Raw genomic sequence first — 15757 nt, 5'->3', positions numbered from 1 at the left:
CGGTTCCTTGACTTCAATGGTGAGTCGGAGGCCCGTAGGGTGTCAACCCTGTGGATAACTGAGTGGTGATCGACGGTGAGCGGGGCGGGATGGATTCGGACCACGACAGGAGCTCTGCGGGCGGGGGGAAGGACGCCTGGCCGCAGGCGTTGAACCGGCCGGCGGAAGCGCGGGACACCCCCGACGTCATACCGCCGAACGGAGCCGTACCGCCGAACGCCGAGGTCACCACGGACCCGGCGCCCTCGACGCCGTCGGCCGACCCCTCGGTCACCGGCCGGGGCATAGCCGGGCTCTCGACTCCGTACCAGGTGGTCGCGGCCCTGGCGCTGTCCCTGATCGGGCTCCTCGCCTGCGCGCAGGTGGCCATGGTGTTCCTGCACGTCGCCCCGTCCAACACGCTGACCAAGGAGCACGGGAAGACGATCGACCGCTGGATCTACCCGGAGTTCGAGCAGAACTGGAAGCTCTTCGCGCCCAACCCGCTCCAGCAGAACGTCGCCGTCCATGTGCGGGCCGAAGTGGTCGATGCCGACGGCCGCCGCACCACCCGGTGGATGAACCTGACCCACGAGGACGCCAAAGGGATCCGCGGCAACTTCTTCCCCAGCCATGTGCACCAGAACGAGCTCCGCCGGGGCTGGGACTTCTACATCAATTCCCACGACAGCGAGAACCGCCCCAACGGCCTGCGCGGGGATCTCTCCGAGCGCTACGTCCGGCGCATCGCGATGCTGCGGCTGAGCGAGCGCGACTACGGCGGCACGATCGAACGCATCCAGCTCCGCTCCGCCACGAGCTCCATCGCCCCGCCCCCTTGGAGCACCGAGAAGATCAGCACCCGGCCCGTCTACCGCGTACTCCCCTGGTGGACCGTGACCCCTGACGATCTTCCCGAGCATGCGGCGGAGAAGAGCCGGGACGCGGCGCGTGCGGAGGCGAACCAGTGACCATCCCCTCGCCCCAGAGCCCGCATAACCCGACCCCGCAGTCGTCCGGATCGCAGCCGACCGGCCCGCTGCCGACCGGCCCGCGGTCGGCAGGCCCGCAGCCCGCCGGGCCCCGGGCACCACGTTCCGGTGGCTCCGGTGGTGGTCTGGCCCGTGGCCTTCAGCGTGTCACCGCCTCGGCCCTCGGCCCGTACCAGAGCGCCGTCGTCCGGATCGGCTTCGCCGCCACCTACCTCTTCTTCCTGCTGCGCGAGCTGCCGCACCGCCATGAGCTGTACGGCCCGGACAGCCCGTGGCACTGGGACCTGGCCCGTCAGCTCACGGAGGGCAACCGGGCCTTCTCCGTCCTGATGTGGACCGACAGCACGGTCTGGTTCGAGGCGGTCTACGCCCTCACTCTGCTGTCCGCCGCGGCGCTGATGCTCGGCTGGCGGACCCGGACCATGTCCGTCCTCTTCATGGTCGGCGTGCTCTCGGTGCAGAACCGCAGCATCTTCATGGGCGACGGCGGCGACAACGTCGTCCACCTCATGGCGATCTACCTCGTGCTGACGCGCTGCGCCCAGGTCTGGTCGCTGGACGCCCGCCGCGCTGCGCGCAACGCGCGGCGTGCCGCCGAGGGCCTGCCGCCCCTCCGGGACATCGTGGGCCCGGTGCTCTGGGCGCCCCTCGGCTACGTCCTCGTGACGGCCACCGCCTTGGGCGGGCTCGGCGGCACCCGGTGGCTGCCGGTGCTGCTGTGGATCCTCTGGCTCTCCGCCGCCGTCTGGTGGGTCGTGGACCGCTACGCGCCCCGGAGCGAGTTCCGCACCCTGCTCGATGTGCTGGCCAATCTCGCGCACAACGCCACGCTTGCCGTGATCATGGCCGAGGTCTGCCTGATCTACGCGACCGCCGGCTGGTACAAGATCCAGGGCTCACGCTGGCAGGACGGCACCGCGCTCTACTACCCGCTCAACCTCGACTACTTCACCCCGTGGCCCGCCCTCTCGGACATCCTGGGCGCCAGCGGGCTGATGGTGATGGTGCTGACGTACGGCACGGTCATCGTCCAGGTCGCCTTCCCGTTCACGCTGTTCAACCGGCGGGTCAAGAACGTCCTGCTGGTCGTGATGATCTGCGAGCACGCGGGGATCGCCCTGCTGCTCGGGCTGCCCTTCTTCTCCATGGCGATGATCGCGGCCGACGCGGTGTTCCTGCCGACGGCCTTCCTCGTGTGGCTGGGCACCCGGGCCACGCTCGGCAGGCGGCGACTGCTCTCCCGGCTGCCCGGCCGGTCCCGTACGCCGGGGAAGCCCTGGACGCCCACTCGTGCGGACGGCCCGGACGGCCGGTCGGCTGACGTTCCGACGCGGGACGGCCAAGGCGGTACGGAGGAGCCCCGGCTCCAGGGCGGCGGCGGGGGCCATACGCTCGTCGGGTGAGCAGTGAGACCGGCAGAACCCAAAACCCCCTGGCGGAACCCCCGGCGGAACCCCTCCAGTACGACGAGGGCTACGGCCAGCCGATCGGTGTCGGGCCGCATCCGCTGCCCTGGCCCGACGACGAGCGCTACGACCCCGAGCTGCTGGCCGGGGGCGACCGGCGCAACGTCGGCGACGCCTACCGCTACTGGACGCGGGAGGCGATCGTCGCCGATCTCGACCTGCGGCGGCACGACTTCCACGTGGCCGTGGAGAACTGGACGCACGACTTCAACATCGGCTCGGTGGTCCGGACCGCCAACGCCTTCCTGGCCAAGGAGATCCACATCGTGGGCCGACGGCGCTGGAACCGGCGCGGCGCCATGGTCACCGACCGCTACCAGCATGTCCGCCACCACTCCGACACGGCGGATCTGACCGCCTGGGCGGCGGCCGAGGGGCTGCCGATCATCGGGATCGACAACCTCCCCGGCGCCGTACCGCTGGAGCGCACCGAGCTGCCGCGCCGCTGCGTCCTGCTGTTCGGACAGGAGGGGCCGGGGCTCACCGAGGAGGCGCGTGAGCACGCCACGACGGTGTGCTCGATCGCGCAGTTCGGCTCGACCCGGTCCATCAACGCCGGAGCCGCCGCGGCCATCGCGATGCACGCGTGGATCCAGCGGTACGCCGATGTCCCGGACCCGCGGGAGACCCGCTAGTCACGCCTGGCGCCGCACCTCCACCACACGGAAGCGGTTGGCGACGAAGGCCGCGTCGCACAGGGCCGCGTTGGCCGCCGGGTTGCCGCCGGAGCCGTGGAAGTCGGAGAAGGCGGCGGTCTGGTTGACGTACACCCCGCCGGTCAGGTTCAGCGAGAGCTGGGCCGACTCGTCCAGGCAGACGTCCTCGATCGCGCGCTCCACCTCGGGGGAGGTGGTGTACGCGCCGACCGTCATGGCGCCCTTCTCCCGGATCGTGCGGCGCAGCAGGTCCAGGGCGGCGCCCGTCGACTCGACGGCGACGGCGAAGGACACCGGCCCGAAGCACTCCGAGAGGTAGGCCGCGCCGTCGTCGGGCTTGGTGCCGTCGAGCTTCACGACGACCGGTGTACGGACGGCCGCGTCGGGGAACTCGGCGTTGGCGACCGTCCGCGAGGGCAGCGCGACCTCGCCCAGCTCTCCCGCCGCCTCCACCCGGGCCCTGACGTCCGGGTTGACCAGCGCACCGAGCAGGGCGGACGCCCGGGCGTCGTCGCCGAGCAGACCGGTGACGGCGGCCGAGAGGTCGGCGACCACGTCGTCGTAGGACTTGGCGCCGTCGTCGGTGGCGATGCCGTCCCGGGGGATCAGCAGGTTCTGCGGGGTGGTGCACATCTGGCCGCTGTACAGCGAGAGCGAGAACGCCAGGTTGGCCAGCATGCCCCGGTAGTCGTCGGTGGAGTCGACGACGATCGTGTTGACGCCGGCCTTCTCCGTGTAGACCTGGGCCTGGCGGGCGTTCTCCTCCAGCCAGTCGCCGAAGGCGGTCGATCCGGTGTAGTCGATGATCCGGATCTCGGGGCGGACCGCCAGGGTCTTGGCGATGCCCTCGCCGGGCCGCTCGGCGGCCAGCGCGACCAGATTCGGGTCGAAGCCCGCCTCGCCCAGGACCTCGCGGGCGACGGACACCGTGAGCGCCAGCGGGAGCACGGCGCGCGGGTGGGGCTTGACCAGCACCGGATTGCCCGTGGCGAGGGACGCGAAAAGGCCGGGATAGCCGTTCCACGTGGGGAACGTGTTGCAGCCGATGACCAGCGCGACGCCCCGGCCGGACGTGATGAACGACTTGTGCAGCTTCAGCGGGTCACGCTTGCCCTGCGGCTTCGACCAGTCGGCGGTCCCCGGGGTGCGGACCTGCTCACGGTAGGCGTACGCCACGGCCTCCAGGCCGCGGTCCTGGGCGTGCGGGCCGCCCGCCTGGAACGCCATCATGAAGGCCTGGCCGCTCGTGTGCATCACGGCGTGGGCCAGCTCATGGGTGCGGGCGCTGATCCGCGACAGGATCTCCAGACAGACCAGGGCCCGGACCTCCGGTCCCGCCGCCCGCCAGGCGGCCGTGCCGGCCTTCATCGCCGGCAGCAGAACGTCGAGGTCGGCGTGCGGATACTCGACGCCGAGCTCCGGCCCGTACGGCGAGACCTCGCCGCCGACCCAGCCGTCGGTGCCGGGCTGCCCCAGGTCGAGCCGGGTGCCCAGAGCTGCGTCGAAGGCGGCCTTGCCCTCGGTCGCACCCAGGCTGCCCGGGGCGCCGCCTTCGCCGTACGCCTTCGGGTGCTCGGGGTGCGGCGACCAGTACGCGCGGGTACTGATCACGTCGAGGGCCTGGTCGAGCGTGGGCCGGTGGGTCTCGGACAGCTGCTGGGGGGTGAGCGCGGAGGCCATGGCGGACCAACTCCTCATCGAGCCGGGCGGGGACGTACGGACGGAGTTAGAGTAACCGAACGATCGGTCGGGACAAGGGGGTCCTCGGGAACCTGTGGACAACTTCGATGGTCCCCGCCTGTGCGGGGCTGATCCCTCATGGGGGAGGATCGCGGACATGACCACGGCCAAGCGGGACACGTACACACCGGAGACCCTGCTCACCGTCGCCGTCCGTGTCTTCAACGAGCGCGGCTACGACGGCACCTCCATGGAGCATCTCTCCCGGGCGGCGGGTATCTCGAAATCCTCCATCTACCACCATGTGGCGGGCAAGGAGGAACTGCTGCGCCGGGCCGTGAGCCGGGCGCTCGACGGGCTCTTCGCCATCCTGGATGAGCCGGGGGCGCAGCGCGGGCGCGCGGTCGAGCGGGTCGAGTACGTCACGCGCCGGACCGTCGACGTGCTGATGGCGGAGGTCCCCTACGTCACCCTGCTGCTGCGGGTGCGCGGCAACACGAAGACGGAGCGCTGGGCGCTGGAGCGGCGCCGCGAGTTCGACCAGCGGGTGGCGGAGCTGCTCCAGGCCGCGGTCGCCGAGGGCGACCTCCGGGCCGACGTGGACATACGGCTGGCGACCCGGCTGCTGTTCGGGATGGTGAACTCGCTGGTCGAGTGGTACCGGCCGCAGCCGGGCGGTTTCCCCGGGGAGGAGCAGCTCGCGGACACGGTCGTGCAGCTGGCCTTCGAGGGAATGCGGGCGAACGGCTCCCGCTGAGCCCACCAGGCCCACCGAGCCCACTGGGCCCGCCGAGCCCACCGGGGCATCGGGCTGCCGTGCACGGCACGGTCAGGCGAGTTCGGCCGGCCGGTCCGGGCGCGGTCCGAGGTCCGTCTCCTCGAACACCAGCAGCGTGCGCGTCGAGAGCACCTCGGGGATGGACTGGATCCGGGTGAGGACCAGCTCGCGCAGCGCCCGGTTGTCCGGCGTGTGCACCAGAAGCAGTACGTCGAAGTCGCCGCTGACCAGGGCGATGTGCGTGGCCCCGGGCAGCGCCTGGAGCTGCTCGCGCACGGTGCGCCAGGAGTTCTGCACGATCTTGAGCGTGATGTACGCGGACGCTCCCTGGCCGGCCCGCTCGTGGTCGACCCGGGCGCCGAAGCCACGGATCACGCCGTCCTCGACGAGCCGGTTGATCCGGGCGTAGGCGTTGGCGCGCGAGACGTGGACCCGCTCGGCCACGGACCGTATCGAGGCGCGGCCGTCCGTCTGGAGGATCCGCAGGATGTCGCGGTCGATGGCGTCCAGCGGCCGCGCGGGCGGAACCGGGACCGGCTCCGGGCCCGCAGGGGCGGCGGCCGACGGTGCCGCGGTGGGCGGGGTCCGGTCCGGCTCCTCGCCCGTGTCGGCCATTTGTTCAGCTGCCATCGGCCCGCGCCTCCCTGTCGTGGACGACCTGTACCCATCCCAGGCTGTGGAGAACCGTTTGTCCACAGGCTGGCGGCGCCTGTAGCCAAAATGCGCTTACGACCGAACAATCGGTAGGTGAGGCACACCACACCGGTGCCTCGCCCAGCTCGCGATGTCTCGCTCCCGATCGACACCATCGACACCCATCGACACCGCCGATCGACTCGAAACCGCCGATCGACACCCCTCGATCTCCCTCGATGCCAGGAGGTGCTTCTCATGACGGTCCAAGAGCTGCCCGGCGCGGCCGCCTACCGGCCCACGCCGCCCCCGGCCTGGAAGCCGATCACCGACCCCGCCCCGCTGCTCCCGGACCCGGAGCCCTACCGGGTGCTCGGTACGGACGCGGTCGCCGATGTCGACCCCGAGCTGCTGCTCCGCCTTCACGCGGAGCTGGTGCGCGGGCGCCGCTACAACGCCCAGGCCACCGCGCTGACGAAGCAGGGCCGGCTGGCGGTCTACCCGTCGAGCACCGGTCAGGAGGCGTGCGAGATCGCCGCCGCCCTGGTGCTGGAGGAGCGCGACTGGCTCTTCCCCAGCTACCGCGACACGCTCGCGGCCGTCGCGCGCGGTCTGGACCCGGTCGAGGCGCTGACCCTGCTGCGCGGCGACCGGCACACCGGTTACGACCCGCGCGACCACCGCATCGCCCCGCTGTGCACCCCGCTCGCCACCCAGCTGCCGCACGCCGTGGGGCTGGCGCACGCCGCCCGGCTCAAGGGCGACGACGTGGTGGCGCTCGCCATGGTCGGCGACGGCGGCACCAGCGAGGGCGACTTCCACGAGGCGCTGAATTTCGCGGCTGTCTGGAAGGCCCCGGTCGTCTTCTTCGTCCAGAACAACGGCTTCGCGATCTCCGTGCCGCTGGCCAAGCAGACCGCCGCCCCCTCCCTCGCCCACAAGGCCGTCGGATACGGGATGCCGGGCCGCCTGGTCGACGGCAACGACGCGGCGGCGGTGCACCAGGTGCTGAGCGAGGCCGTGGCGCGCGCCCGGCGCGGCGAGGGTCCGACGCTGGTCGAGGCGGTCACGTACCGCATGGAGGCCCACACCAACGCCGACGACGCCACCCGCTACCGGGTCGACAGCGAGGTCGAGGCGTGGAAGGCGCACGACCCGGTGCGGCTGCTGGAGCGTGAGCTGACGGAGCGCGGGCTGCTGGACGACGCGGGCATCGAGCAGGCGAAGGAGGCCGCCGAACGCATGGCCGCCGCCCTGCGCGACCGGATGAACGCGGATCCGGAGCTGACCCCGATGGACCTCTTCACCCATGTGTACGCCGAGCAGACGAGCCAGCTCCGGGAGCAGGCCGCCGCCCTGCGCGCCGAGCTGGACGCCGAGCAGGACCACGACGAGCACGGCCCGGAGGCAGGACGATGACCACGGCGGCAGTGACGGCCGACGGCCGCCCCGTGAAGGCGAAACCGGCCACGATGGCGCAGGCCCTCGGGCGTGCGCTCCGCGACTCGATGGCCGAGGACCCCACCGTCCATGTGCTCGGTGAGGATGTGGGCACGCTCGGCGGGGTCTTCCGGATCACCGACGGGCTGGCGAAGGAGTTCGGCGACGACCGCTGCACCGACACCCCGCTGGCGGAGGCCGGCATTCTCGGCGCGGCGGTCGGCATGGCGATGTACGGGCTGCGCCCCGTGGTGGAGATGCAGTTCGACGCGTTCGCCTACCCGGCGTTCGAGCAGCTGATGAGCCATGTCGCCAAGATGCGCAACCGCACCGGCGGGGCCATGCCGCTGCCGATCACCGTGCGGGTGCCGTACGGCGGCGGGATCGGCGGGGTCGAGCACCACAGCGACTCCTCCGAGGCGTACTACATGGCCACCCCCGGCCTGCACGTCGTCACGCCGGCCACGGTCGACGACGCCTACGGGCTGCTGCGGGAGTCGATCGCCTCGGACGACCCGGTGGTCTTCCTGGAGCCGAAGCGGCTCTACTGGTCCAAGGCCGACTGGTCGCCCGAGGCCCCCGCCGCGGTCGAACCGATCGGCAAGGCCGTGGTGCGCCGGACCGGGCGCAGCGCCACCCTGATCACGTACGGGCCCTCGCTGCCGGTCTGCATGGAGGCCGCCGAGGCGGCCCTCGCCGAGGGCTGGGACCTCGAAGTGGTCGACCTGCGCTCGCTGGTGCCGTTCGACGACGAGACGGTGGCCGCGTCGGTGCGCCGCACCGGGCGGGCGGTCGTCGTGCACGAGTCCCCCGGATTCGGCGGGCCCGGCGGCGAGATCGCGGCCCGGATCACCGAGCGGTGCTTCCACCATCTGGAGGCGCCGGTGCTGCGGGTGGCCGGGTTCGACATCCCCTACCCGCCGCCCATGCTGGAGCGGCACCATCTTCCGGGAGTGGACCGGGTGCTCGACGCGGTGGCCCGGTTGCAGTGGGAGGCGGACAGCTGATGGCCCAGGTGCTCGAATTCAAGCTGCCGGACCTCGGCGAGGGACTGACCGAGGCGGAGATCGTCCGCTGGCTGGTGGAGGTCGGCGATGTCGTCGCCATCGACCAGCCCGTCGTCGAGGTCGAGACGGCCAAGGCGATGGTGGAGGTGCCCTGTCCCTACGGGGGCGTGGTGACCGCGCGGTTCGGCGAGGAGGGCACGGAACTTCCCGTCGGCGCACCGCTGCTGACGGTCGCCGTCGGGGCACCGGAGGGGGCTTCCGGCTCCGCCGCGTCCCCTTCCTCCTCTGCTTCCCCCTCCTCCTCCGGCAAGGGTTCCGGCTCCGGCGCGGAGTCCTCGGGTGGCTCGGGGAACGTGCTCGTGGGATACGGGACCGGCGCGCCGGCCGCGCGTCGTCGGCGCATCCGTCCGGACCGGCTCGACCGGGCGGTGGCCGAGGCCCCGGTCTCCGGTGCCCCGGTGGTCGAGGCCCAGGTCGTCGAGGCCCCGGTGGCCGAGGTCCTGGTTGCCGCAGCTCCGGTGTCCGACGGGCCCGTGCCGGTGGTCTCTCCGCTGGTACGCCGGCTGGCCCGGCAGCACGACATCGATCTGCGGCGGCTGGCGGGTTCGGGCCCGGACGGGCTGATCCTGCGCGCCGACGTCGACCGGGCGATCCGGACGGCGGAGGAGACCGCTGCGGCGACGGCACGTGCGGCCCAGGCCCCGGCCCGGTCCCGGGCGAAGCCCTCGACACCGTCGGCACCCGTGGCCGCAGCCCCGAACGGTGTAGCCGCCGCCGCGGGCGCCGAGCGGATTCCGCTGCGCGGGGTGCGCGGAGCGGTCGCCGACAAGCTGTCGCGCAGCCGGACCGAGATTCCCGACGCCACCTGCTGGGTCGACGCCGACGCCACCGAGCTGATGGCGGTCAGGGCCGCGATGAACGCCGCGACGGGCCCGTCCGCCGGGCCGAAGGTGTCGGTCCTGGCCCTGCTGGCGAGGGTCTGCACGGCGGCGCTGGCCCGGTTCCCCGAGCTCAACGCCACCGTGGACACCGAAGCCCGTGAGATCGTCCGGCTGCCCGGCGTGCACCTCGGGTTCGCGGCCCAGACCGAGCGGGGCCTCGTCGTCCCGGTCGTCCGGGACGCGCACACCCGTAACGCCGAGTCGATCGGGGCCGAGATCGCCCGGCTCACCGAGCTGGCGCGCACCGGGAAGCTCAGCCCGGCACAGCTGACCGGGGGCACGTTCACGCTGAACAACTACGGGGTGTTCGGGGTCGACGGTTCGACGCCGATCATCAACCATCCGGAGGCGGCGATGCTCGGCGTCGGCCGGATCATGCCCAAACCCTGGGTGCACCAGGGCGAACTGGCCGTACGTCAGGTCGTCCAGCTGTCCCTCACCTTCGACCACCGGGTGTGCGACGGCGGAACGGCGGGTGGCTTCCTCCGGTACGTGGCGGACTGCGTGGAGCAGCCGGCGGTGCTGCTGCGCACCTTGTAGTCGCGGCGGCGTGCCCCCCGACTCCGGCGGTCCCTCTGGCGCGCCCCGTCGTGGTGGCCGGTCTTCCGGCCACCCCGGCGGGGGCGTCGATGCGGGGCGCCGCCCATACTCGACGTATGACCGCCTACGACGTGATCGTCCTTGCCGGAGGGGCCGCGAAGCGGCTCGGCGGCGCCGACAAGCCAGGAGTCCGGGTCGGCGGCCGGGCGCTGCTCGACCGGGTCCTCGCGGCATGCGACGGCGCGGCTCGTACCGTCGTCGTGGGCGACCGTCGCGCGACCTCCCGACCGGTCGTCTGGACCCGGGAAGTGCCGCAGGGCGGCGGTCCGTTGGCGGCGCTGGGTGCGGGGCTGCGGCTGACGTCGGCGGACCACGTTCTCGTCCTCTCCGCCGACCTTCCGTTCCTCGGCCCGGGCACGGTCGACGCCCTGCTCACCGCCGCCGTACAGCCCGGCCGGGAAGGGGCGCTGTGCACCGACCCCGACGGGCGCGACCAGCCGCTCGTGGCCGCGTACCGTGCCGAGCCGCTCCGCCGGGAGCTGGCCCTGATCGCCACCGAGCACGGGAATCTCGCCGGGCTTCCGCTCCGGCTTCTGACGGCGGAGCTGGACCTCGCCCGGGTCGACGCGGGTCCTGACGCCGCGTTCGACTGCGACACTTGGGACGACATCGCCGCCGCCCGAGCCCGGATCAGGGAGCATGGGGCCGTGCTGGACGAATGGATCACCTCGGTCAAGAACGAACTGGGAATCGACCTCGACGTCGACACCGGTGTCCTGCTCGACCTCGCCCGTGACGCCGCGCACGGAGTCGCCCGGCCTGCCGCCCCGCTCACGACCTTCCTGGTCGGGTACGCGGCGGCGAGGGCGAGCGCCGGTGCGGGCCCAGACGAGGCCGCGGCGGCGGTCGCGGAGGCCTCGCGCAAGGCCACTGCCCTCGCTCTGCGCTGGGAAGCGGAGGCGGCGGAGGCGGCGGCAGCGGAGTCGGCGAAGTCAGCGGGTCAGGGCGGCGATGCGGCGGGCGGGGCGAAGCCCGATACGGGCCGCGAGGGGACCGGGACACCGTGACCGGCTCCGACGGGCCGCACCGCGAGCCCGGCAGCGACTTCCGTCCCGCCGGGCCCGCGAGCGAACGCGCCCGCGAGGAGGAGGAGCGGGCCGTCGAGCAGGCCCTCGCCCTGGTCGGCGGGTCCGACCGGACCGGCGGGGCGGGCGGGCCGGACGGGCGTCCGAGCCGTAGTCAGGACCCCCGGGGCCACCAGGATTCCCGGGGCCACCGGGACTTCCGGGACGAAGACCCGAACGCCGGCCCGAGCAGCGACCAGCACGCCCGCCGGAGCACCGACAGCCACTCGTACGACGGCCGTGACAACGACCCACGCGACGGTCGCACCACCGCCACCACTACCGCAGCCACCACTGCCGCAGGCACCACCGCTGCCACGGCCACCGCTCCGGAGCCTGTCGGCGAACAGCCGCCGCTACCCGATCGGGCCTCCCCCGGAGACCCCGCGAAGCCCCGGCCCACACTCCCGCCCCCCTCCTGGAACCGGGCGCGGGCGATTGCGGCCCGGGCGGGGCGGGGCGGCCCGCCCGCGACGATCCGGTTGCCGCTCGACCGTGCCCTGGGGCACGTGCTGTCCGAGGCGCTCGGCGCACTCACCGATCTGCCGTCCTTCGACACCTCGGCCATGGATGGCTGGGCCGTCGCCGGGCCCGGCCCCTGGGCGTTCGAGGCCGGGGCGGGGCTCCTCGCCGGGCGCGGCCCGGCCGCCGCGCTGCCCGACGGCACCGCCGTACGGATCGCCACCGGCGCCCGCGTACCGCCCGACACCACGGCGGTCATCCGCAGCGAGCACGCCCACGTCGACGAGGCCAGGGGCCTGCTGCACGCCCGGCGGTCCGTGGTCACCGGGCAGGACATCAGGCCCCGGGGCCAGGAATGCCGTTCGGGCGAGCAACTCGTCCCGGCCGGGACGGTCGTGACGCCGGCGGTGCTCGGCCTCGCCGCGGCCGCCGGGTACGACGCGCTGCCCGTCGTGCCCCGTCCGCGCGTCGACGTCCTCGTCCTCGGCGACGAACTGCTCAACGCCGGTCTGCCGCACGACGGGCTGATCCGGGACGCCCTCGGCCCCATGCTCGGCCCCTGGCTGCGGGCCCTCGGCGCCGAGGTCTCCGATCCCCGCCGGCTCGGGGACGACGCCGGGGCGCTGCGCTCCGCCCTCACCTCCTCCGACGCCGATCTGATCGTCACCACCGGGGGCACCGCCGCCGGTCCCCTCGACCATGTGCACCCGGTCCTCGAAGCCCTCGGGGCCGAACTGCTGGTGGACGGGGTCGAGGTCCGTCCCGGCCACCCCATGCTGCTGGCCCGGCTGTCGCCGGACGGGCCCTGTCTCGTCGGGCTGCCCGGTAACCCGCTCGCGGCCGTATCGGGCCTGCTGACGCTCGCGGAACCGCTGCTCGCGGGCATCGCGGGCCGCCCCGCCCAGGACCCGTACCGGGCCCTCGTCCACGCCGATGTGCACGGACACCCGCACGACACCCGCCTCGTCCCCGTGGTCCACCGCCCGGGCCGGGCGGGCGGCCGGGACCATGTCGCGCCGCTGCGCTACAACGGGCCCGCGATGCTGCGGGGGATCGCCGCGGCAGACGGACTGGCTGTGGTGCCCCCGGGCGGGGTACGGTCCGGCACCGAGGTGGAGATTCTGGATCTCCCATGGGCCCCGGCGACGCCGTGGACGGAAGGGTGTTTCACGTGAAACTTCCCGGCCACGATGCGATGGCCAGGCGAGCGGACGAACTGGTCGTGCCGACCCGGGTGATGCTCCCCCGGAGGGTGGCCCTCGGCCCGGCCCGTCAGGTCGCCAAACGCCTGCTGATGGCGCTGCTCGTGCTGGCCGCGACCGTGCTGATCGTCTGGCTCGACCGCAGCGGTTACAACGACAACGCCGACGGCAAGGTCGACCTGCTGGACGCGATCTACTACGCGACGGTCACCCTCTCCACCACCGGGTACGGCGACATCACGCCGTACAGCGACGGAGCGCGTCTGATCAACGTGGTGCTCGTGACACCGCTGCGCGTGATGTTCCTGATCATCCTGGTCGGTACCACTCTCGAGGTCCTCACGGAGCGGACCCGGGAGGACTTCCGGCTGAAGCGTTGGAGAGCGAACTTGCGAGACCACACCGTCGTCGTCGGCTTCGGCACGAAGGGCCGCTCGGCGATTCTGACCCTCTGTGCCACCGGTCTGTCGAAGGATCAGATCGTCATCGTCGATCCGGCCACCAAGGTGATCGAGGCCGCCAACGCCGAGGGGTTCACCGGTGTGCTCGGTGACGCCACCCGCAGCGATGTGCTGCTGCGTGCAGAGCTCCAGAAGGCGCGTCAGATCATCATCGCGACCCAGCGCGACGACACCGCCGTCCTGGTCGCGCTGACCGCGCGCCAGTTGAACCGCGGGGCGAAGATCGTGGCGGCGGTCCGTGAGGAGGAGAACGCGCCGCTGCTCCGGCAGTCCGGTGCGGACGCGGTGATCACCAGCGCCAGTGCCGCCGGACGGCTGCTCGGCCTCTCCGTTCTCAGCCCGAGCGCGGGCACCGTGATGGAGGACCTGATCCAGCAGGGCAGCGGCCTCGATCTCGTCGAACGGCCGGTCATAAAGGCCGAGGTGGGCAAGAACGTCCGGGAGACGGAAGACCTGGTCGTCAGTGTGCTGCGCGGACACCGGCTGCTCGGTTACGACGATCCGGCGGCCAGCCCTCTGCAGTTGACGGACCGGGTCATCACCATCGTGCGGGCGAGCTCCAGTTCGGGCGCGGCGCCGAAGAACCCGATGCCTCCGCACCAGCGACCCTGATCGACGAGGCGTCCGCCCGGGCGAGCGCGGCGGGAGTAGCCTCGCGGCCATGCATGCGATCACGATTCCCGAACCCGGTGGCCCCGAGGCGCTCGTCTGGGCCGAGGTGCCCGATCCCGTACCCGGTGACGGCGAGGTCCTCGTCGAGGTCGTCGCCAGCGCCGTGAACCGTGCCGACGTGCTCCAGCGGCAGGGCTTCTACGATCCGCCGCCCGGTGCGTCCCCCTACCCCGGCCTGGAGTGCGCGGGCCGGATCGCCGCGCTCGGTCCCGGTGTGACCGGATGGGCGGTCGGCGACGCCGTGTGCGCGCTGCTGGCGGGCGGCGGTTACGCGGAGAGGGTCGCCGTGCCGGCCGGCCAGCTCCTCCCCGTACCGGAGGGGGTGGACCTGGTGGAGGCCGCGGCGCTGCCCGAGGTCACCGCGACGGTGTGGTCCAACGTCTTCATGGTGTCCCACCTGCGCCCCGGCGAGACGTTCCTGGTGCACGGCGGCTCCAGCGGCATCGGCACGATGGCGATCCAGCTGGCGAAGGCGGTCGGGGCCCGGGTCGCGGTCACGGCGGGCAGCCCGGAGAAGCTCGCCCGGTGCGCCGAGCTGGGGGCGGACATCCTCATCAACTACCGCGAGCAGGACTTCGTCGAGGAGATCCGGGAGAACACCGCCGGAGCGGGGGCCGACGTGATCCTGGACCTCATCGGTGCCAAGTATCTGGACCGGAACGTCCAGGCGCTCGCCGTCAACGGCCGCCTCGCGATCATCGGTCTCCAAGGTGGCGCCAAGGGCGAGCTGAACCTCGGCGCCCTGCTGACCAAGCGGGCCGCCGTCACCGCGACTTCCCTACGGGGCCGTCCGCTCCAGGAGAAGGCCGCCATCGTCGCCGCCGTACGCGAGCACGTGTGGCCGTTGATCGGTGGCGGGGTGGTCAAGCCCGTGGTGGACCGGGCGCTGCCGATGGCGGACGCCGCCGAGGCGCACCGGGTGCTGGAGTCCAGCGCGCACATCGGCAAGGTGCTGCTGGTGGCGCCGTCGGCCGACTGATCATGGTCGTGGCCGATTCAGGCAGTTGAGGATCCTGGCTCTTCCCGATGCAGGCCGTTCCCGATGCAGGCCGTTGCCGATCCGGGCTGTTCCCGATCCGGGATCGGCCCGGATCGGGAACGGACGCGGATCTACAGATACGGGCCCGAGCGGATCGGGCCGTGCGGGTCCGCGCCGCCCTCCTCGTCCTCGTGGGCCGTACCGGGCGGCAGGGCGCGACGCATCTGCTCCAGCTGGGCGCGGGCCGCCATCTGCTGGGCGAACAGCGCCGTCTGGATGCCGTGGAAGAGGCCCTCCAGCCAGCCCACGAGCTGGGCCTGGGCGATCCGAAGCTCGGCCTCGGAGGGCACCGACTCCTCGGTGAACGGCAGGGAGAGCCGTTCCAGCTCCTCGACCAGCTCGGGCGCCAGGCCGTCCTCCAGCTCCTTCACGGAGCTGGCGTGGATCTCCTTCAGCCTGACCCGGCTCGCCTCGTCGAGAGGAGCCGCCCTGACCTCCTCCAGAAGCTGCTTGATCATGCTGCCGATGCGCATGACCTTCGCGGGCTGTTCCACCATTTCCGTCACCGGGACCTCGCGCGACTCGTCGTCACTGGCACCGCCGCCGATAGCCATTCCGTCCTGGCCCACGACAAGGACCTGCGGGTGCTCCTGCGACCGGTCATTCCTCGGCATTTCCATGCCGCCATTGTCTCGCACACGTGCCGTACACCACGTTGGTGCCCCCGAAAACGGAAGATCCACCG

Annotated in this window: 14 protein-coding genes; 11 read left to right on the top strand and 3 right to left on the bottom strand. The window is 72.5% G+C overall.

Annotated elements, in window-relative coordinates:
• Window positions 1-62 precede the first annotated feature (62 nt).
• The 3 genes from IE140_RS11060 to IE140_RS11050 are packed head-to-tail and all read left to right on the top strand — an operon-like array spanning window position 63 to window position 3072.
• Window positions 63-950 carry a DUF5819 family protein gene (locus tag IE140_RS11060; protein ID WP_150195232.1) on the top strand — a complete coding sequence of 296 codons (888 nt, stop codon included), beginning with the start codon at window positions 63-65 and terminating at the stop codon, window positions 948-950.
• A complete protein-coding gene (locus IE140_RS11055; protein ID WP_150195230.1) occupies window positions 947-2374 on the top strand; it encodes an HTTM domain-containing protein in 1428 nt (475 codons plus the stop codon). The genes IE140_RS11060 and IE140_RS11055 overlap by 4 nt, the downstream gene beginning before the upstream one ends.
• Window positions 2371-3072 (top strand): TrmH family RNA methyltransferase, encoded by a 702-nt coding sequence (locus IE140_RS11050; protein WP_150195228.1) that lies wholly within the window; start codon window positions 2371-2373, stop codon window positions 3070-3072. The genes IE140_RS11055 and IE140_RS11050 overlap by 4 nt, the downstream gene beginning before the upstream one ends.
• Here the strand turns inward: IE140_RS11050 and paaN are convergent, their stop codons facing one another.
• The gene (gene paaN / locus IE140_RS11045; RefSeq protein WP_150195226.1) at window positions 3073-4773 is read right to left on the bottom strand and encodes a phenylacetic acid degradation protein PaaN; all 1701 of its coding nucleotides are present in this window, start codon (window positions 4771-4773) and stop codon (window positions 3073-3075) included. It abuts the gene before it with no gap.
• A 157-nt stretch (window positions 4774-4930) separates the two neighbouring features.
• On the opposite strand from paaN, the gene IE140_RS11040 reads away from it, so the two are divergent.
• On the top strand, window positions 4931-5530 hold the full coding sequence (locus tag IE140_RS11040; protein WP_006125937.1) for a TetR/AcrR family transcriptional regulator: 600 nt from the start codon (window positions 4931-4933) through the stop codon (window positions 5528-5530).
• Between the two features lie 72 nt (window positions 5531-5602).
• Here the strand turns inward: IE140_RS11040 and IE140_RS11035 are convergent, their stop codons facing one another.
• Window positions 5603-6181: an Lrp/AsnC family transcriptional regulator gene (locus IE140_RS11035; RefSeq protein WP_373296156.1), complete on the bottom strand. Its 579-nt coding sequence runs from the start codon at window positions 6179-6181 to the stop codon at window positions 5603-5605.
• A gap of 261 nt (window positions 6182-6442) precedes the next feature.
• Between IE140_RS11035 and pdhA the strand changes: the two genes are divergently transcribed.
• The 7 genes from pdhA (at window position 6443) to IE140_RS11000 (ending at window position 15012) form a co-directional block, all read left to right on the top strand.
• Complete coding sequence (pdhA, locus tag IE140_RS11030) at window positions 6443-7603, top strand: pyruvate dehydrogenase (acetyl-transferring) E1 component subunit alpha (protein WP_093444206.1); 1161 nt, start codon at window positions 6443-6445, stop codon at window positions 7601-7603.
• Window positions 7600-8631 (top strand): alpha-ketoacid dehydrogenase subunit beta, encoded by a 1032-nt coding sequence (locus IE140_RS11025; protein ID WP_109179273.1) that lies wholly within the window; start codon window positions 7600-7602, stop codon window positions 8629-8631. The genes pdhA and IE140_RS11025 overlap by 4 nt, the downstream gene beginning before the upstream one ends.
• Entirely contained in the window at window positions 8631-10112 is a 1482-nt protein-coding gene (locus IE140_RS11020; protein ID WP_150195223.1) for a dihydrolipoamide acetyltransferase family protein, read from the top strand. Before IE140_RS11025 ends, IE140_RS11020 begins: the two co-directional genes overlap by 1 nt.
• Window positions 10113-10228: 116 nt before the next feature.
• Complete coding sequence (locus IE140_RS11015) at window positions 10229-11179, top strand: NTP transferase domain-containing protein (protein WP_141720352.1); 951 nt, start codon at window positions 10229-10231, stop codon at window positions 11177-11179.
• The gene (locus IE140_RS11010; protein ID WP_189460338.1) at window positions 11176-12873 is read left to right on the top strand and encodes a molybdopterin molybdotransferase MoeA; all 1698 of its coding nucleotides are present in this window, start codon (window positions 11176-11178) and stop codon (window positions 12871-12873) included. The genes IE140_RS11015 and IE140_RS11010 overlap by 4 nt, the downstream gene beginning before the upstream one ends.
• Window positions 12831-13973, top strand: coding sequence for a potassium channel family protein (locus IE140_RS11005; protein WP_032776489.1), 1143 nt, complete (start codon window positions 12831-12833; stop codon window positions 13971-13973). The genes IE140_RS11010 and IE140_RS11005 overlap by 43 nt, the downstream gene beginning before the upstream one ends.
• A 49-nt stretch (window positions 13974-14022) precedes the next feature.
• Window positions 14023-15012: an NAD(P)H-quinone oxidoreductase gene (locus IE140_RS11000; protein ID WP_093444203.1), complete on the top strand. Its 990-nt coding sequence runs from the start codon at window positions 14023-14025 to the stop codon at window positions 15010-15012.
• A gap of 131 nt (window positions 15013-15143) precedes the next feature.
• On the opposite strand, the gene IE140_RS10995 is transcribed toward IE140_RS11000, so the two are convergent.
• Window positions 15144-15692 (bottom strand): bacterial proteasome activator family protein, encoded by a 549-nt coding sequence (locus tag IE140_RS10995; RefSeq protein WP_078566649.1) that lies wholly within the window; start codon window positions 15690-15692, stop codon window positions 15144-15146.
• Window positions 15693-15757 lie beyond the last annotated feature (65 nt).

Origin of the sequence: Streptomyces parvus (genome assembly GCF_014648875.1) — a bacterium.
Taxonomy (GTDB): domain Bacteria; phylum Actinomycetota; class Actinomycetes; order Streptomycetales; family Streptomycetaceae; genus Streptomyces; species Streptomyces parvus.
The sequence above is the reverse complement of the archived record's forward strand: the minus strand, read 5'-3'. Positions and strand labels throughout refer to the sequence as shown.